General features: G+C 72.7%; 18 protein-coding genes and 1 pseudogene. 10 read left to right on the forward strand and 9 right to left on the reverse strand.

Features of this window, described 5'->3' with window-relative positions:
• Positions 1-8 precede the first annotated feature (8 nt).
• The 4 genes and pseudogenes from AC529_RS05020 to AC529_RS19430 form a co-directional block, all read left to right on the forward strand.
• Complete coding sequence (locus tag AC529_RS05020) at positions 9-731, forward strand: type II secretion system F family protein (protein WP_068753908.1); 723 nt, start codon at positions 9-11, stop codon at positions 729-731.
• A gap of 143 nt (positions 732-874) precedes the next feature.
• A complete protein-coding gene (locus AC529_RS05025; protein WP_068753910.1) occupies positions 875-1,072 on the forward strand; it encodes a DUF4244 domain-containing protein in 198 nt (65 codons plus the stop codon).
• An 81-nt stretch (positions 1,073-1,153) separates the two neighbouring features.
• Entirely contained in the window at positions 1,154-1,477 is a 324-nt protein-coding gene (locus AC529_RS05030) for a TadE family type IV pilus minor pilin (RefSeq protein WP_232306576.1), read from the forward strand.
• Between the two features lie 23 nt (positions 1,478-1,500).
• Positions 1,501-1,827, forward strand: a pseudogene (locus AC529_RS19430) (Rv3654c family TadE-like protein); the annotation flags it as partial.
• 39 nt (positions 1,828-1,866) lie between these two features.
• Here AC529_RS19430 and AC529_RS05040 read toward each other — a convergent pair.
• On the reverse strand, positions 1,867-4,152 hold the full coding sequence (locus tag AC529_RS05040; RefSeq protein WP_083947928.1) for a DEAD/DEAH box helicase: 2,286 nt from the start codon (positions 4,150-4,152) through the stop codon (positions 1,867-1,869).
• Positions 4,153-4,370: 218 nt separating this feature from the next.
• Here AC529_RS05040 and AC529_RS05045 point away from each other — a divergent pair, with 218 nt between their 5' ends.
• A complete protein-coding gene (locus AC529_RS05045) occupies positions 4,371-4,724 on the forward strand; it encodes an STAS domain-containing protein (RefSeq protein ID WP_068689870.1) in 354 nt (117 codons plus the stop codon).
• 7 nt (positions 4,725-4,731) lie between these two features.
• The gene (locus tag AC529_RS05050; protein WP_068753916.1) at positions 4,732-5,277 is read left to right on the forward strand and encodes an ATP-binding protein; all 546 of its coding nucleotides are present in this window, start codon (positions 4,732-4,734) and stop codon (positions 5,275-5,277) included.
• Positions 5,278-5,367: 90 nt separating this feature from the next.
• On the opposite strand, the gene AC529_RS05055 is transcribed toward AC529_RS05050, so the two are convergent.
• Genes AC529_RS05055 through nth form a run of 3 tightly spaced genes read right to left on the reverse strand, consistent with a single transcriptional unit; the run spans position 5,368 to position 7,919 of the window.
• Positions 5,368-6,546 carry a MarP family serine protease gene (locus AC529_RS05055; protein ID WP_068753919.1) on the reverse strand — a complete coding sequence of 393 codons (1,179 nt, stop codon included), beginning with the start codon at positions 6,544-6,546 and terminating at the stop codon, positions 5,368-5,370.
• 33 nt (positions 6,547-6,579) lie between these two features.
• Positions 6,580-7,245 (reverse strand): NUDIX hydrolase, encoded by a 666-nt coding sequence (locus tag AC529_RS05060; RefSeq protein ID WP_068753921.1) that lies wholly within the window; start codon positions 7,243-7,245, stop codon positions 6,580-6,582.
• A complete protein-coding gene (gene nth, locus AC529_RS05065; RefSeq protein ID WP_269745531.1) occupies positions 7,242-7,919 on the reverse strand; it encodes an endonuclease III in 678 nt (225 codons plus the stop codon). Before nth ends, AC529_RS05060 begins: the two co-directional genes overlap by 4 nt.
• A 354-nt stretch (positions 7,920-8,273) precedes the next feature.
• Here nth and AC529_RS05070 point away from each other — a divergent pair, with 354 nt between their 5' ends.
• Positions 8,274-8,960: a Crp/Fnr family transcriptional regulator gene (locus AC529_RS05070; RefSeq protein ID WP_068753925.1), complete on the forward strand. Its 687-nt coding sequence runs from the start codon at positions 8,274-8,276 to the stop codon at positions 8,958-8,960.
• Between the two features lie 100 nt (positions 8,961-9,060).
• Here AC529_RS05070 and AC529_RS05075 read toward each other — a convergent pair whose 3' ends face one another.
• Genes AC529_RS05075 through AC529_RS19435 form a run of 4 tightly spaced genes read right to left on the reverse strand, consistent with a single transcriptional unit; the run spans position 9,061 to position 11,518 of the window.
• Positions 9,061-9,876 (reverse strand): MBL fold metallo-hydrolase, encoded by an 816-nt coding sequence (locus AC529_RS05075; RefSeq protein WP_068753927.1) that lies wholly within the window; start codon positions 9,874-9,876, stop codon positions 9,061-9,063.
• A 39-nt stretch (positions 9,877-9,915) separates the two neighbouring features.
• Positions 9,916-10,839: an NUDIX hydrolase gene (locus AC529_RS05080; protein ID WP_394326428.1), complete on the reverse strand. Its 924-nt coding sequence runs from the start codon at positions 10,837-10,839 to the stop codon at positions 9,916-9,918.
• A 44-nt stretch (positions 10,840-10,883) separates the two neighbouring features.
• Positions 10,884-11,348 carry a RidA family protein gene (locus tag AC529_RS05085; protein WP_068753929.1) on the reverse strand — a complete coding sequence of 155 codons (465 nt, stop codon included), beginning with the start codon at positions 11,346-11,348 and terminating at the stop codon, positions 10,884-10,886.
• Positions 11,345-11,518, reverse strand: a complete 174-nt coding sequence (locus tag AC529_RS19435) for a DUF4177 domain-containing protein (protein ID WP_083947930.1) — start codon at positions 11,516-11,518, stop codon at positions 11,345-11,347. The genes AC529_RS05085 and AC529_RS19435 overlap by 4 nt, the downstream gene beginning before the upstream one ends.
• Before the next feature lie 127 nt (positions 11,519-11,645).
• Between AC529_RS19435 and AC529_RS05090 the strand changes: the two genes are divergently transcribed.
• Together AC529_RS05090 and AC529_RS05095 are read left to right on the forward strand one after the other, a co-directional pair.
• Positions 11,646-12,638 carry an ArsA-related P-loop ATPase gene (locus AC529_RS05090; protein ID WP_068753930.1) on the forward strand — a complete coding sequence of 331 codons (993 nt, stop codon included), beginning with the start codon at positions 11,646-11,648 and terminating at the stop codon, positions 12,636-12,638.
• Positions 12,635-13,771 carry an ArsA family ATPase gene (locus tag AC529_RS05095; RefSeq protein ID WP_068753932.1) on the forward strand — a complete coding sequence of 379 codons (1,137 nt, stop codon included), beginning with the start codon at positions 12,635-12,637 and terminating at the stop codon, positions 13,769-13,771. The genes AC529_RS05090 and AC529_RS05095 overlap by 4 nt, the downstream gene beginning before the upstream one ends.
• A 275-nt stretch (positions 13,772-14,046) precedes the next feature.
• Here AC529_RS05095 and AC529_RS05100 read toward each other — a convergent pair whose 3' ends face one another.
• A complete protein-coding gene (locus tag AC529_RS05100; protein ID WP_068754556.1) occupies positions 14,047-14,355 on the reverse strand; it encodes a WhiB family transcriptional regulator in 309 nt (102 codons plus the stop codon).
• Between the two features lie 456 nt (positions 14,356-14,811).
• On the opposite strand from AC529_RS05100, the gene AC529_RS05105 reads away from it, so the two are divergent.
• Positions 14,812-17,238: a penicillin-binding protein gene (locus AC529_RS05105; RefSeq protein WP_068753934.1), complete on the forward strand. Its 2,427-nt coding sequence runs from the start codon at positions 14,812-14,814 to the stop codon at positions 17,236-17,238.
• Positions 17,239-17,264: the final 26 nt, after the last annotated feature.

Raw genomic sequence — 17,264 nt, forward strand, 5'->3', positions numbered from 1 at the left:
AGGCTCCCGTGACCGTTCTGGGCATCGGTGTCGTCGCCCTGGCCGCGGCGGCGGGCGCGCTGCTCGCCGGAGACGGGCGCTCGGTCGCACAGCGGAGGCTGGCGGCGCTGCCGCCGTCCGCCCCTGCGGCGGCCGGACCGCCCCGGCCGCCGGGACGGCTGCTGCGCGGCCGCGCAGCGCATGCGGCGGCGGTCTCGCGGCTGCTGTGCCGGGCCGGGCCGGCCGTGCGGGCGCTGAAGCGGTGGCGGCCCGGCCCCGCCGCAGCGCCCTCCGGGCGGGAGCAGGCCGAGTCGGCCCCCACCGCGCTGCCGCTGGCGGTGGACCTGCTGGTGTCAGGGCTGCGCGCGGGAGCGCACCCCACCGACGTGGTGGCGGCGGTCGCCCGCGCGCTGGACGGCCCGCTCGGCGCCGAACTGGACGGAGTGGCGCGGCGGCTCCGGCTCGGCGTCGACCCGGCCCACGCCTGGCAGGGCGTGCGCGGCCCCGCGGAGCTGGCGGCGCTCGGCAGGGCCGCGGCGCGGGCCTGCCGCACCGGGGCCCCGCTCGCCGACCTCCTGGAGGCGCACGCCGCCGACTGCCGCCGTGCCGTCCGTGCCAGGGCGCTGGAGCTGGCCCAGCGGACCGGCGTGCTCGTGGTCGTCCCCCTGGGGCTGTGCTTCCTGCCCGCGTTCGTCCTCGTCGGGGTCGTCCCCCTGGCGGCAGGGCTGCTGTCGGGTCTGGTCCTGCCCTGACCCCCGCCGCCCCGGCCGGGCGGTCCGCCCGGTTGTCCACAGCTCCGAAAAGCACCGCGGCACGCCCCGCCGCCGACTCCGATCCTGGAAGCGCACCGGGTCTTCCGGGCAGTTCCCGACCGTTCCCGCCGAGGAGGTCCACCGTGTCCGTCGTCACCGCCCCGCCGGTCCGCCGCCCGCTCCGGGCCGGCCGCGACACCGGGATGGCCACGTCCGAGTACGCGCTCGTCACGGTCGCGGCGTGCGCGTTCGCCGCCGTCCTCTACGCCGTCCTGACCAGCTCCGAGATCCGCGGTTTCCTCACCCGCCTGGTCGTCGACGCGCTCGGCGCCGGGGGCTGAGCGGTGCGCCGCCGCTCCCGCGTCCGTCCGGGCACGCCGCTCCGCCGCCGCGGGAGCGGCCCGCACCGCGACCGCGGAGCCGTGACCGCCGAGACCGCCGTGGCGCTGCCCTGCCTGGCCCTCGTCCTGGGCGTCGCGCTCGCCTGCGTGCAGGCCGCCGCCACCCAGTTGGAGTGCGTGGACGCCGCCCGGGTGGGGGCCCGCGCGCTCGCGCGGGGAGACAGCGAGGCCGCGGTCCGGTCCCTGGTCCTCGGGGCGGGGCCTCCCGGGGCCGCGGTGGAGCTGTCCGCCGAGGCGGGGTTCGTCCGCGTCACGGTCACCGCCGCGGTCCGCGTCGTCCCCGGACTGCCCCCGCCCCTGCACGTCACCGGTTCGGCCGCGGTCCCCGCCGAACCGGACCGCTGAACACCGCCGTGAGGAGGTCCGCGATGGGTCACCGTCCCGCCGTCGACCGCGGTTCGGGCACCGTCTGGGTGCTCGTCCTGTGCGCCCTGGTCTGGTTCTGCGCCTGCGCCGCCGTCACGGCGGCGAGCGTGCGGATCGACCGCCACCGGGCCGCCACCGCCGCCGACCTGGCCGCGCTGTCCGGAGCGGCCGAGGCCGCGCGGGGTGCCGAACACGCCTGCGCGCTCGCCCGGCGCACCGCCGCCGCGAACCGGGCCCGGCTGACCGACTGCGCCCTGTCCGGGCTCACCCTGACCGTCACCGTCGACGTGCCGACCCGGCTGTGGGCGGCGCGGGTCGCGGCCGTCTCCCGGGCCGGCCCCGCCGGTCCGGCGGCGTCCGGTCTCCGCTCAGCCCGCGCCCAGCAGGGCGTCCAGGAGCCGCACCGCGCCCGGCTTGCTGAGCGGGTCGTTGCCGTTGCCGCACTTGGGCGACTGGATGCAGGAGGGGCAGCCCGCACTGCACTCGCAGGCGGCGATGGCGTCGCGGGTGGCGCGCAGCCAGTCGCGCGCGGCGGCGTAGCCGCGTTCGGCGAATCCCGCGCCTCCCTCGTGGCCGTCGTAGACGAAGACGGTGAGCAGTCCGGTGTCGGCGTGCAGGGCGGTGGAGACCCCGCCGATGTCCCAGCGGTCGCAGGTCGCGAACAGCGGGAGCAGGCCGATCGACGCGTGCTCGGCCGCGTGGGCGGCGCCGCGCAGCTCCACCCCCTCGGCCCGGAGGCGCTCCTCGGCCTCCCGGCCGATCGTCCACCACACCGCGCGCGAGTGCAGCACCCGTTCGGGCAGGTCCAGCGGCTGCTCGCCGAGCACCGCCCCGGTGCGCAGGTCCCGCCGCAGGTAGCCGACCACCTGCCGCACCACGCGGACCTCGCCGAAGCGCACGGCCGCGTCCCCCCACGCCTCCTCGCGCAGCGTCTTGAGGATCTCGATCTCGGTGACCTCGCGCGCCCACGTGCTGTGGTCGGGGTTCTCCCCCCGCACCAGCGCGACCCCGGCGTCCAGGTCCAGTTCGGACACCACGTAGGTCAGCCCCTGGTGCAGGTAGACCGCTCCGGGGTGCACGGTCGTGTGCGCCGCCGCCTCGTCGACGGAGCCCAGCAGCAGTCCGGTGCCCTCCTCCACGATCTGCACCGGGGCCCCGCCCGCGCCCCGGATGTCGGCCAGGTCGCAGGCGCGGTCCCGGCGGGTCCAGAACCATCCGCGGGGGCGGCGGCGCAGCATCCCCCGCTCCTCCAGGTCCGCCAGCACCTCCGGGGCGGCGGGGCCGAAGACCGGCAGCTCCTCCGGGGTCAGGGGCAGCTCCTCGGCGGCCGCGCACAGGTGCGGCGCGAGCACGTAGGGGTTGTCCGGGTCCAGGACGGTCGCCTCCACCGCCCGCCCGAAGATCGCGTCGGGGTGGTGCACCAGGTAGGTGTCGAGCGGGTCGTCGCGCGCGACGAACACCGCCAGGGCGTCGCGGCCGCCGCGCCCGGCCCGTCCGGCCTGCTGCCACAGCGACGCCCGGGTGCCCGGCCAGCCCGTCAGCAGCACCGCGTCCAGCCCGGTGACGTCCACGCCCAGTTCCAGGGCGTTGGTGGTGGCCAGTCCGAGCAGCTCCCCCGACCGCAACTGCCGCTCCAGCCTCCTGCGGTCGGCGGCCAGGTAGCCGCCCCGGTAGGCGGCCACCCGCCGTGCCAGGTCGGACCGCCCCGCGTCGACCAGGAGCCGCTGCGCCGCCAGCGCCACCAGTTCCGCGCCCTGCCGGGACCGTACGAACACGAGCGTGCGGACCTCCTGCGCCGCCAGGTCGGCCAGCAGCTCCGCGGCGACCGCCGTCGCGGTGCGGCGCACCGGGGCGCCGCGTTCCCCCGTCATCTCCGTCAGCTCCGGTTCCACGAGGGCGAAGTGCAGGGCGGCGCGGGCCGAGGCGTCCTGGTCCACCGCCACCACCGGCAGACCGGTCAGCCGCCGCGCCGTGTCGGCGGGCGCCGCCGAGGTCGCCGAGGCCAGGACGAACCTCGGCTCGGACCGGTAGCGGGCGCACACCCGGCGCAGCCGCCGCAGGATCTGCGCCACGTGCGAGCCGAACACGCCCCGGTAGTGGTGGGCCTCGTCGACCACGACGTACCTGAGCCGCCGCAGGAATCCCGCCCAGGACGCGTGGCGCGCCAGGATCGAGCGGTGCAGCATGTCGGGGTTGGTCAGCACGTAGTTGGCGTGCGTGCGCACCCACAGGCGCTCCTCGGCCGGGGTGTCGCCGTCGTAGGCGGCCGCCCGTACCCCGGGCAGCGCCAGCTCCGCCAGCCTCCGCGCCTGGTCGGCCGCCAGCGCCTTGGTGGGGGCGAGGTAGAGCACGCTTCCGCCCTCGGCGACCGCTGCCGCGCAGGGGAGCAGGAAACCCAGCGACTTCCCGGAGGCAGTGCCAGTGGCTATGATCACGTTGTTGCCACCGTGAGCCAGGTTCGCCGCCCGCACCTGATGTGACCAGGGCTCCGGCATGCCTGACTCGGCCATGCGCTCCACCACCGCAGGCGACACCCAGCCCGGCCAGTCCTCCCTCACCCCGGGGCTGCTCGTCAGGCGCTCCACATGTGTCACCTGCGGAGTGCGGCTATGGCCGCGCCGCAGCCGTTGGAGGACCGGCTCCCAACGGTTCACACCCGACACCCTCCCGTGGGACCGCGCGTCTTCAGCTCAGGACGGCAATGGATGACTGACGATTTCAGTGTGACATCTGAGGGTAGGACTGGCGCGGTGGCGTGGTTTTCTTGACAGAGCAACCAGATGACAGGGCCAGGCGTGATTGAATCTCGTGCGGAGAGGGTAACGCCCGGCAGAGATCCATCGCGTTTTCGCGGTTCGGTGCTGGAGGACTAGTGGACTTGAAGCTTGATCACCACACCCAAGACGACACCGAGATCGTCGTCGTCGAGGGGGAAATCGACGTCTATACGGCGCCTCGCCTGCGAGAGCTCCTCATCGACCTGGTGAACAAGGGCAACTACCACCTCGTCGTCAACATGGAGAAGGTGGAGTTCCTCGACTCGACCGGTCTCGGCGTGCTCGTGGGCGGCCTCAAGCGCGTCCGTGCCCACGACGGCACCCTGGACCTGGTCTGCACCCAGGAGCGGATCCTGAAGATCTTCCGCATCACCGGCCTGACCAAGGTCTTCGGTATCTACGAGTCGGTGCAGGAGGCCATCGACAAGCGCAAGTCGAAGCAGTCGTAAGTCCACGATGGCAATCGTCCAGCTCACGATCAGTGCGCTGCCCGCGCACGTACGCACTGCCAGGCTCATGGCGACAGCCGTGGCCCGGCGTGCGGGTGTCAGCGAGTCCACCCTCGACGAGATCCGCCTGGCCGTGGGCGAGGCGTGCTCCCGCGCCGTGGAGGCGCACCGCACGCACTGCCCGGAGGAGCCGATCCGCTTGGAGCTGATCGACAGCTCCAGCCCGACCGGTCCGGGCGGCTCCGCGGGCCCCGACCGGGTCAACGGCAGCGGCTCCGACCGCTTCGAGGTGGTGGTCTCCGACCGGGCTCCGGCGAAGGAGAACGGCTCTCCCCTCGTGAACGGCTTCGAGAGCGGTGCACCCGCCTACCTCGGTGAGTCCGTCTCCGCCGGCGGGTTCACCGGTCTGTCTCCCGACGTCGGTCTCGCTGTCATCATGGGTCTGGCCGACGAGGTGAGCATCGAGCCCAGCGAGAACGGCACGGTGGTCCGGATGAGCTGGCCGTTGTCCAAGGTCGGGGCGGAGGATTCCGACCCGCGCGGACTCGACTGACATCTGAGCGGCTTCGCCCCACGGGCGCCTCCACAGGAGGCGCCCGTTGCTGTTGCGGGGCCGGTCACCGGCCCCGCCGCACGGCCCCGCTCAGTCGCACTCCTGGGTGGACACCGGGTCGGTGGCGTGGACGCCGGCCTCCGCGTTGGCGGCGACCTCCTGCGCGGTCAGCACGTAGCCGGTCTCCTCGTCGTTGGTGGCGGCGGCGAAGACCACCCCGTAGACGGTGCCCTTGGGGGACAGCAGCGGGCCGCCGGAGTTTCCGGGCTGGATCACCGCGCGCACCTGGTAGATCTCGCGGCTCACCTGCTGGGAGTGGTAGAAGTCGGGGCCGCGCGCGGTCTGCTCGGCGCGGATGCGCGCCGGGACCACGGTGAACCCGTTGTCGCGCGGGAAGCCCGCCACGACCGCGTCGTCGCCCTTGTTGGCCTGCATCTCGAACTCCAGGGGCTCCAGGTCCAGGCCGGGCACCCACAGCACGGCGAGGTCCTGCTGCGGGTCGTAGAGCACGACCGTGGCGGGGTACTGCGTGCCGTCGCGGGTGACGATGCGCAGGTCCTCCTCGACCCCCGCCACCACGTGCGCGTTGGTCATGACCCGTTCCGGCGCGTAGACGAACCCGGTCCCCTCGACCCGGCGCTGGCAGGACGGCGCGGTCCCCAGCACCTTGACGACGCTCTCACTGGCCTGCCGCAGCTCCTCGGTGTTGAGCACCGCGGGGTCGGGCTCGGCCACCTCGGCCGGCTCGCTGGTGCCCAGCCCGCTGAACACCTGCGGGAAGGCGCTCTGGTCGACGATCCTGCGGAAGGTGGAGAACCACGTCTGGGCGACGTCGGGCATCACCCGGTCCACGGCCTGGAGGATGCGGGAGTTCTGCACCTGGGTGGCGACCAGCGGGATCGCCGAGTTGGCGACCGCGCTGCCGATCAGCCAGGACACCAGCAGCACCGACAGCACGCTCACCAGCGCGCCGCCCAGGGCGTCGGTCACCCGCGCCGAGTCCCAGGTGACCTTGTTGCGGATGAGCGCCCCCAGGTAGGAGGTGAGGAACTGGCCCATGGCCGCGGCCAGGAACACCATGGCTATGGCGACGAGGGCCTGCTGGGTGGGGTTGGGGACGAACGCCTGGATCAGCGGGGGCGCGCCGAGCGCGGCAAGCACTCCCCCGCCGATGAAGCCCACGAAGCTCAGCGCCCCGACGATGAATCCCTGTCGGTAGCCCGAGATCGCGAAGACCACGATCAGCACGACGAGGATCGCGTCCAGCACACCTTCTCCTCTCCGCTGTCCCCGGGGGTCTTCCTAAGGTGTGCCGCCACTGTCCCGGGCCAGCGTCCGGAACACGTCGATCACCTCGACGTCCCGGTTGAGCCACGGCCGTTCCCAACCACCCAATACAAGCAGGCGGTCCAGCACCCCCGCAGTGAAACCCCACACCAGCATGCCGCGCACCCGGAACGCCGGGCCGACGTGGCCGCTGGAGAGGACCGTGCGCACCCGGTTGGCCGGGTCGGCGAGCTCGGCGACGGGGACACGGGTGACCGAGGCCACCTCGCCCGTGTCGGCGGCGCGCACCTCAGAGGGGGTGTGCCACCAGGCCAGGACGGGGGTGACCCGGAAGCCGCTGCGGGAGATGTAGAGCTGCGGCAGCGTGCCGAGCACCTGGACGCCGTCGCGGACGACCCCGGTCTCCTCCTCGGCCTCGCGCAGCGCGCAGTCCACGGGCCCGGCGTCCTGCGGGTCGAGGGCGCCGCCGGGGAAGGCGGGCTGCCCCGAGTGCCGCCGCAGTCCGGTGTTGCGCTGGATGAGCAGGACGTCGGGGCCCGCCTCGCCCTCCCCGAAGAGCACCAGGACGGCGGAGTCGCGCCCGCCGACGGCCGGGGGCCGCAGCTCCGCGGGGACCTGCATCCGCCGGGCCGCCGCGGCCAGGGACAGCAGCCATTCCGGAGCGGTGGTGCGCGGTCTCATGAGAACGGCCCCGTCCGGACCAGTCGTCGTGCGGTCTCCTCGTCGATTGGCCCCTCGCCGTAGGAGGGGCACAGGTGGCGGACGTCGCAGGCCCCGCAGGCCGGGCGGCGCGCGTGGCAGACCCTGCGGCCGTGCCAGATGAGCCGGTGTGACAGCATCGTCCACTCCTTGGGAGGAAACAGGGCGGCGATCTCGTGCTCGACCTTCACCGGGTCCGTCTCCCGGGTCATGCCGAAGCGGCGGACCAGCCGCCCGAAGTGGGTGTCCACGGTGAGACCGGGAATACCGAAGGCGTTGCCCAGCACCACGTTGGCGGTCTTGCGGCCGACTCCCGGCAGTTTCACCAGGTCCTCCAGGCGCCGGGGCACCTCTCCGCCGTGCTCGTCGCACAGTTTCCGGCCGAGGCCGATGATGTTGCGGGCCTTGGACCGGTAGAAGCCGGTGGAGCGGATGATTCCCTCCAGCTCCTCCGGGTCGGCCTCGGCGTAGTCGGCCGCCGAGCGGTAGCGGGCGAACAGCACGGGGGTCACCTGGTTGACCCGCCTGTCGGTGCACTGGGCCGACAGGATGGTCGCCACCAGAAGCTCCAGCGGAGTAGTGAAATCAAGTTCACAGTGGGCGTCGGGATACATCTGTGCCAGTTCCCGGTTGATTCGTCGGGAACGTCTCACCAGCGCGAGACGACTCTCACCGGTGGGTGTGTCGCGCGCCGAGGTGGAGGCACCGCCGCTGGCTGCCGGAGAGGAGGAAGAAGTGTATACGTCACGGGGCACCGTTCCAGCCTACGGATCCTCTGCCCTCCGCGCCCCGCTGACGTCTGATTTCGCGGAGATCGGCGGTTCCGCCGTCGAATGCTTCTTCCGCGCTTTGGTGGAGTCGGCGGCCACATCCCCTGAAAAACAACTAGGATCGAACTGCTGACGTCGGCTGTGACGGGCTGCTCGTACCCCCCGGTGACCGTGTCGGGGCACAGGCTGATTTCACAGCCTGCGATGTGCGTCACATTGGCGGTCAGGCTGCGAGGAGGAATGGTGGACGAGACCAACGAGGTGCTGAGCAAGGCTCCCCTGTTCGAGGCGCTCGACGAGGACGGCGCGGCGGCGCTGCGCTCCTCCATCACCGAGGTCCGACTCGGTCGGGGGCAGACGCTCTTCTCAGAAGGTGACGAGGGCGACCGCCTCTACGTGATGCTCAGCGGGAAGGTCAAGCTCACCCGCACGTCCGCCGACGGTCGCGAGAACCTGCTGGCCGTGCTCGGCCCGGGTGAGATGCTGGGCGAGCTGTCCCTGTTCGACCCGGGGCCGCGTACCGCCAGCGCGGTCGCGGTGACCGACGCCGTGCTGGCCGGGCTCGGCCACGACGACCTGCGCCCGTTCATCATGCAGCAGCCCGAGGTCGCCGTCCACCTGCTGAAGGCCCTGGCCACCCGGCTGCGCCGGACCAACGACGTGGTCGCCGACCTGGTCTTCACCGACGTCCCCGGCCGGGTCGCCAAGGCCCTGCTCGACCTGGCCGAGCGCTTCGGCAAGGAGAGCGACGACGGCCTGCACGTCCACCACGACCTCACCCAGGAGGAGCTGGCCCAGTTCGTGGGCGCCTCCCGGGAGACCGTCAACAAGGCGCTGGCCGAGTTCGCGCTGCGCGGCTGGCTGCGGATCGAGGCCAAGGCCGTGGTCCTGCTCGACATCGAGCGGCTGCGCCGCCGCGCCCGCTGACGGCCGCCCCGGTTCCGTCCCGTCTCCCCTGTTCCGCCGCCCACAGGTCCTGTCGGCCGCGGAACGGGGGAGCCGCGTGCCGTCCCCGCCGGGAGGGGGGTCACTCCGGCAGGATCTCCGGCGGCACGTCGCCGCGCCTGATCAGGTAGCGCAACTGGGCGCGGACCGACGCCTCGGCCGCGAACCGCACCGCCTCGTCGACGTCCGCGTACACCCGGTCGACCACTTCGGCCGGGGTTTCGGCCCCGGCCGCCACCGCCTCGCTGATCTGCCCCAGCCGCTCCTCCCGGTGCTGGATGTAGTAGTTGAGCTTCAGCAGCGGCTCGGTGCAGATGGGCCCGTGCGCCGGGAGCAGCGCGCGGATGTCCGCGTCGGCCACCAGGTCGCGCAGGCGGGTGAGGGACTTCAGGTAGTCGCCGATGTCGCCGCCGTCCTCGGCGACGATCACCGCCGTGCCCCGGCCCAGCACGGTGTCGCCGGTGATGACGACGTCGTCGGCGGGAAGGTGGAAGCTCACCGAGTCCGAGGTGTGCCCGGGGGTGTACAGCACCCGCACCTCCAGCCGGTCCGCCTCGATGACCTCCCCGTCGGTGAACCCCTCCCCGCTGATCCGGTGCGCGGGGTCGATGGCGCGCACCTGCGATCCGGTCAGTTCGGAGAAGTAGCGGGCCCCCGCGGAGTGGTCGTCGTGTCCGTGGGTGAGCAGGGTCTGCACCACCTGCGACCCCTGCTCCTGCACCATTCGGGCCACCCGTTCCAGGTGCCGTTCGTGGTCGGGTCCGGGATCCACCACCAGTACGCTGCGGGCCCCGGGCTCCCGCAGCACCCACGTGTTGGTTCCGTCGAGCGTCATCGGGCCGGGATTGGGGCACAGAACGCAACTCGCGCGCAGGGTCCCGGAACCGTCGATCCTCATCGCACCTCATTTCGCGACATTCCCGACAAGGGGGGCTGGTCAGAGCGGATAGTCGACACCATCAGGAACGATCAGTGTGATTCCCCCTGCGGACTCCCGGAACTCGGGCTGAACGGGAGTGATCTCGCGCTCCGCCTCCAGCACCTCCTCCGGGGCGGCATATCCGACGAGGCTGTTGAGGTTGGCCACGGTGGGCGGCAGCATCGCCATCTGTCCGGCCCGCCAGCCGCGGACGGCCTCCTCCGGGGCGGTCCAGGCGACGAGGTCGGCCTCTCCCCCGACGTCGCGGGTCTGCTGCCCCGAGGGCAGCACCGCGACGAAGAAGCGGGTGTCGTAGCGGCGCGGCTCCAGAGCCGGGGTGATCCACCTCGACCACGGGCGCAGCAGGTCCGCGCGGAGGACGAGGCCGCGCCGGTCCAGGAACTCGGCGAAGGACAGCGAGCGGTCGACCAGCGCCCGGCGGTCCTCCTCCCAGTCGTCGCCGCGGGTGTCGGCGACGACCTCGGCGGCGGAGGGGCCCGCCAGCAGCACCCCGGACTCCTCGAAGGTCTCGCGCACCGCCGCGCACACCAGGGCGCGCGCCTGCGCCTCGTCGGCGCCGAGCGCACGGGCCCACTCCCGCGGCGGGGGACCGGTCCAGCGGATGCGGTGGTCGCGGTCGCGCGGGTCCACCGAGCCCCCGGGGAAGGCGTACACGCCCGGGGCGAAGCGCATCGAGGGGGCCCGCCGCAGCAGGTACACCTGCAACCCGCCGCCCGCACGGCGCACCAGCAGCACCGTCGCGGCGTCGCGGGGCTGCACCGGGTCGGCCCGCCCGGCCAGGACGTCGCGCATCCAGGGGGTGATCTCCCCGGCTCCCAGATGGCGGATGGCCTCACGCTCGGGAAGGGTCGCCTCCGCGGGACCCGGGGCGGTGTCCGGGAGGGACTCCTCCTGCCGGCACTCTGGACGCTTCGCTGACACGGAGTCTCCTCCCGGAGGGCGGGCTCGGCGGGCACGGGGCCCCGCTAGCCGACCTCGAAGATCGCCTCGACTTCGACCGGCGCGTCCAGCGGCAGCACGGACACGCCCACCGCGCTGCGCGCGTGCCGACCCGCCTCGCCGAACACCTCGGCAAACAGTTCACTCGCCCCGTTGACGACCTGCGGCTGCCCGGTGAACGAGGGGTCGCTGGCCACGAACCCCACCACCTTGACCACACGCCTGACCCGGGACAGCTCGCCCACCTCGGCGCGGACCGCGGCGATGGCGTTCAGCGCGCACACCGCGGCCAGCTCCTTGGCCCGCTCCGGGGTGACGTCGGCGCCCACCTTGCCGGTCTCGGCGAGACTGCCGTCGACCATGGGGAGCTGCCCGGAGACGTACACGTGGTCGCCGCTGCGCACGGTCGGCAGGTAGGCGGCCACCGGCGGGACGACCTCGGGCAGGGTGTGTCCCAGGGCGGCCAGCCGCTCCTCGGGCGTCGCCGTCATTGCTTCTCGCGCTTCAGGTAGGCGACCAACTGCTGGTTGCGCGGGTCGTCGCCGATGGCGGGTCCGGGGATCACCGTGACGAGCTCCCAGCCGTCCTCACCCCAGTTGTCCAGGATCTGCTTGGTCGCGTGCGACAACAGCGGCACGGTTGCGTACTCCCACTTCGTCATGGCGCCACCCTATAGCGCCCGCCCCGCAGAGGTCCCGGGGAGGCGTGCCCGCCGCCCGGCAGGCACCGTCGTCCGCCCAGGTCGGCAGCTCCGTCGCGGATTCCGCGCGCTGCATAGACTCCGTGGGGTGAGCTCACGCGATCGCGATTGGGACGGGGCCCGCCTCCACGTCGTCACGGGCAAGGGGGGAACCGGCAAGACGACCGTCGCCGCCGCGCTGGCCCTGGCCCTGGCCGCGGAGGGCGGCAGAGTGCTGCTCGTGGAGGTCGAGGGGCGGCAGGGCATCGCCCCCCTCTTCGGCGTCCCGCCGCTGTCCTACGAGGAGCGCAGGGTCGCCGCCGCGGGCCGCGGCGAGGTGCGCGCGCTGTCCGTGGACGCCGAGGAGGCGCTGGTGGAGTACCTGGACCTGTTCCACGGGCTGCGCCGGGCCGCGGGCGCGCTCCGCCGGTTCGGCGCGGTGGACTTCGTCACGGCGATCGCGCCGGGCGCGCGCGACGTGCTGCTGACCGGCAAGGTCAGCGAGGCAGTGCGGCGCCGCAGCCGCCCCGGCGGCCCCCACGTCTACGACGCCGTGGTGCTGGACGCCCCGCCGACGGGACGCATCGCACGGTTCCTCGACGTCACCGCCGCGGTCTCAGGGCTGGCCCGGGTGGGGACGGTGCGCGACCACGCCGACCAGGTCCGGGAGGTGGTCCACTCCGCCGAGACGGTGGTGCACTTCGTGACCCTGCTGGAGGAGATGCCGGTCCAGGAGTGCCTGGACGGGATCGCGGAGCTGCGCGCCCTGGGGCTGAACGTGGGGGGCGTCCTGGTGAACAAGGTCCGTCCCGCGCTGCTGGAGGACTCCGTGCTGACCGCGGCGGCGGGCGGGGTGGTCGACGTCGACGCGCTCGCGCGCGGCCTGCAAGCGGCCGGCCTGCCCGAGCCCGACGGGCTGGCCCGGCGGCTCTCCGGGGAGGTGGTGGAGCACGCCCGGCACGTGCGGATGGAGCGCGAGGCGCGGGAGCGGCTGGCCGCGGCCGCCCGGCCCTGCTACGACGTCGCCCTCCTGGAAGAAGGCGTGGACCTGGCGGGACTGCACCGACTGGCCGAATCGCTGCGCGCCCAGGGGGCGGTGTGAGCCCCGGGGGCGCTCCCGTCCTGGACGTGGACGCGCTGCTCGACGACCCCGCCACCCGGATCGTCGTGTGCTGCGGTTCCGGCGGCGTCGGCAAGACCACGACGGCCGCGGCGCTGGCGCTGCGCGCCGCCGAGCGCGGTCGGCACGCCGTGGTGATCACGGTCGATCCGGCGCGCCGCCTCGCCCAGTCGCTGGGACTGACCGAGCTGGACAACACCCCGCGGCGGGTCCCGGGCACCGAGGGCGACGGGTCGCTGCACGCCATGATGCTCGACATGAAGCGCACCTTCGACGAGACCGTGGCGGCCAACGCCGACGCCGAGAAGGCGGCGCAGATCTTCGACAACCCCTTCTACCAGGCCCTGTCCTCCAGCTTCGCGGGAACCCAGGAGTACATGGCGATGGAGAAGCTGGGGCAGTTGCGGCGCTCCGACGAGTGGGACCTGATCGTCGTGGACACTCCGCCGAGCCGTTCCGCGCTGGACTTCCTGGACGCGCCGAAGCGGCTCGGCAGGTTCCTGGACGGGCGGTTGCTCCGGTTCCTGGGCAGCCCGGCCCGCAGCGGTCCGCTCCGCCTGATCGGTGCGGGACTCGGCCTGGTGACCGGGGTGGTCGCCAGGGTCCTGGGGGCGCAACTGCTGCGGGACGTGCAGTCCTTCGTGGGCGCCTTCGACTCGGTGTTCGGGGGGTTCCAGGAGCGGGCGGAGCAGACCTACCGGCTCCTGCAAGCGGAGGGCACCGCGTTCGTCGTGGTGGCCGCGCCGGAGCAGGACGCGTTGCGGGAGGCGTCCTACTTCGTGGACCGGCTCTCCGCGGAGCGGATGCCGCTGGCCGGGCTGGTGCTCAACCGCACCCAGCACGTTCTCGCCCCCGACCTGTCGGCCGCGCGGGCCTCCGCCGCGGCGGAGGCCCTGGAGACCGCTGGAGAGCACCCGCTGGCCGCCGCGGTCCTGCGGCTGCACACCGGACGGGTGCGGCGGCGGGACCGGGAACGGCGGCTGCGGGACCGGTTCGCAGCGGAGCACCCCGAAGTCGGGATGGTGGAGGTCCCGGCCCGCCCGGAGGACGTCCACGACCTGGACGCGCTCCGGGAGATCGGCCGGGCGCTCGGCGGTTCCGACAGTGCGGGGTGAGGGGGTGCACCGCATGGTTCAGGGAGGGCGGCCGTCTCCGGTGGCCGCCGGACGCCGCGTCCCGTCCGCACACCACCGGAGAGGGGGTCAGGCCCGCCCGGGTCTCCTCCCGGTCAGCCCGGGCGGGCTCCCCCACGGGGCCTTGCGGCCCCTCTCGACCGGACGGCTCGTCCGCGATCTCCTGCGGTGGCGCCCAGGGAATCGCCCTCCAGGATCCCCGGGGCGGTCGCCGGAGCCGCGGGTCGGCCACGGGCTTCCTCCCTGCCCGTGGCCGGTCAACCGGTGACGAGCTCGTCCTTGGTGGTCCCGACGCTCTGGTAGTGCTGACGCGCGTCCTCCAGCAGCGCGCGCCACGAGGTCACCTCGGGACGGCGTCGCAGCAGTGCCCTCCGCTCGCGTTCGGTCATCCCTCCCCAGACCCCGAACTCGATCCGGTTGTCCAGCGCGTCGGCCAGGCACTCGGTGCGGACGGGGCATCCCCGGCAGATCAGCTTGGCCCGGTTCTGTGCGGCTCCCTGGACGAACAGCGAATCGGGGTCGATCTCTCGACAGGCGGCTCGCGCAGCCCAGTCAGTACTCCACATGTGCCCCACTCCCAAGATCATCATGTGTGGTGTTCTGTGTGTTCCTGCCGACGGGCGCGGACGTCGGCAGCGCGGGAGGGCAGGGACGGTGTCTGCGGGCACACCGATTCGGCTCAGGGGGTGACGGGGTGCGGGCCCGTAGGTGCTGTACCGTCTCTTGCATCTCCGCTGGTAAAGAAATTACGGTCTGCCCCTCGGAGTCAACAGTCCCCATTGGGCCCATTTCTGGTATAGCCCAGGTGGACCATTAAAGGCTCGAAAACTAGTCACCTGATGACTACACAGAGTAATAAAGCGCTAGTGGGCCGCTCCCTCCTGCAAGTCCCTGATAATGGAAAGATGGGACATGGGGCTCGCAGTTCGCACATGGCCGAAACGGTCGGCACACGAAGCCCACGGCGGTTCGCCACCGTTTCTCGCTTCCGCACGTAATCTGGACGGGTGGGTCAAGGGACATTGCTGCAGAAACTCGGTCAGTTGTTCGGGGTCGCGGTCGCGGCCGGGGTGCTGGTGGCCGCACTCGTCGCCCCCATTCTCGGTGGCATCGGCATCACCGCTCGCAACGTGGCGACCGGCTTCCTCAACATGCCCAGCGAACTGGAGACCCCTCCACCGCCGCAGCGCTCGATCATCTACGACGTCGAGGGCGGCGTGATCGCCGAGGTCTACGACCAGAACCGCGAACTCGTCACGCTCGACCAGATCGCCCCGATCATGCAGGAGGCGATCATCTCCATCGAGGACAGCCGGTTCTACGAGCACGGCGGCCTCGACATCATGGGCACCTTCCGCGCCGCCCTGCGCACCATCGCCGGACGCACCCAGGGCGGCTCCTCCATCACCCAGCAGTACGTCAAGAACGTCCTGATCGAGAGCGCCACGTCCCAGGCCGAGCAGGAGGAGGCCCGCGAGACCACCCTGGGCCGCAAGGTCCGCGAGCTGCGCTACGCCATCGCGCTCGAGCAGCGGATGAGCAAGGACGAGATCCTCGAGGGCTACCTGAACATCGCCTACTTCGGCGACGGCGCCTACGGCGCGGAGTCCGCCGCGCAGCACTTCTTCAGCGTCAGCGCCAGCGAGCTGACGCTCAGCCAGGCCGCCACCCTCGCGGGCCTGGTCCGCTACCCCGAGCTGTACAACCCCCGCCTCAACCCCGACCAGGCCCAGGAACGGCGCGACGTGGTGCTCGACCGGATGGTGGACACCGGGGCGATCACCCGGGAGGAGGCCGAGGCGGCCAAGGCCGAGGACCTGGAACTCGACATCACCACCCCCAGCAACGGGTGCATGCCCAGCAAGCAGCCGTTCTTCTGCGACTACGTGATCCAGGAGATCGAGAAGAACGAGCAGTTCGGGGAGACCGAGACCGAACGCGCCCGCTGGCTGCGCACCGCGGGCCTGGAGATCTACACCACGCTCGACCCCGACATGCAGAAGGCCGCCCAGAAGGCCGTGGACAAGTGGGTGCCGCGGGAGAACAAGTCCCGCAAGGTGGCCGCCCAGGTCTACCTCGAACCGGGCACCGGCGCGATCCGGATCATGGCGCAGAGCCGCAACTACGGCCCGGACGAGAGCAAGATCGGCGAGACCTCCATCAACTTCACGGCCAACGCCGACCGCGGCGGCAGCACCGGCTTCCAGGCCGGGTCGACGTTCAAGGCCATCACCCTGGCCGCGGCCCTGGACGAGGGCCTCCCCTACAGCACGGCCTTCTCCTCCGGCAGCACGATCACCGTCACCGGCCAGAAGTCCTGCGACGGCAGCCCTCTCGCCCCGTGGACCGTGAGCAACTCCAGCGAGAGCGGCGGCTCGGCCACGCACAACATGGTGTCGGGCACCAAGGGCTCGGTGAACACCTACTTCGCGCAGTTGCAGAAGCGCGTCGGCCTGTGCGACGTGATCCGGATGGCCGAGAACCTCGGCCTCACCCGCGCCGACGGCCAGAGCTACGACAACCCCCGGACCCAGGGGAACAACTCCTTCACCCTGGGCAGCGAGGAGGTCTCGCCGCTGAACGTGGCCGGGGCCTACGCCACCTTCGCCTCGCGCGGCATCTACTGCAAGCCGATGGCGATCACCAAGATCGTCGACCGGCAGGCCGGTGAGACCATCGAGCTGGAGCCGGAGTGCGAGCGCCGCCTCGACCAGGACGTCGCCGACGGCGTGAACTTCCTGCTCCAGCAGACCTTCCGGGGCGGCACCGCGACCGGCCTGGACATCGGCCGTCCGGTGGCGGGCAAGACCGGCACCACCGACAACTCGGCCAGCGCCTGGTTCGCGGGCTACACCCCGAACCTGGCGGGCGCGGTGTTCGTCGGCGACCCGCGCGGCCCGAACCAGTACCCGCTGCGCAACATCACCCTGGGCGGGCGCTACTACTCGGTCGTCTACGGCGCGACCATCCCCGGCCCGATCTGGCGCGACACCATGCGCGAGGCGGTGAAGAAGCTGGAGGTGGAGAGCTTCGCGGGCTCCCCCGCGCGGTTCGGGCCCACCAGCGAGCCGGCCCCGCCGCGCCGGGACGACGATGACGACGCCGACGCCGACCCCGCCGCCAACCGGGGCGGCGTGCCGAACGTGATCGGCATGTCCCAGGCGGAGGCGGTGTCCGCGATCGAGTCCGCCGGCTACCGGGCGAACGTGTCCGACCTGCGCCTGCCCTCCAGCCAGCCGGAGGGCACGGTGGCCGTGGTGGAGCCCGGGGTGGGCTCCCGGCTGTCCGAGGGGTCGGTCGTCAACGTCTTCCTGAGCCGGGGCGGCGGCGGAGGAGGCTTCGGCGGCGACGGAGGCGGAGGCTTCGGAGGCGGCGACGGCGGAGGCGGCGGCCTCCCCGGCGGCAACTGGAACTTCCCCAGCTTCGACAACGAGTGGGGCATGTTCTAGCTCCGGACCGACGTCGGGGCCCTCCG

Origin of the sequence: Thermobifida cellulosilytica TB100 (assembly GCF_001517975.1) — a bacterium.
Lineage (GTDB): Bacteria > Actinomycetota > Actinomycetes > Streptosporangiales > Streptosporangiaceae > Thermobifida > Thermobifida cellulosilytica.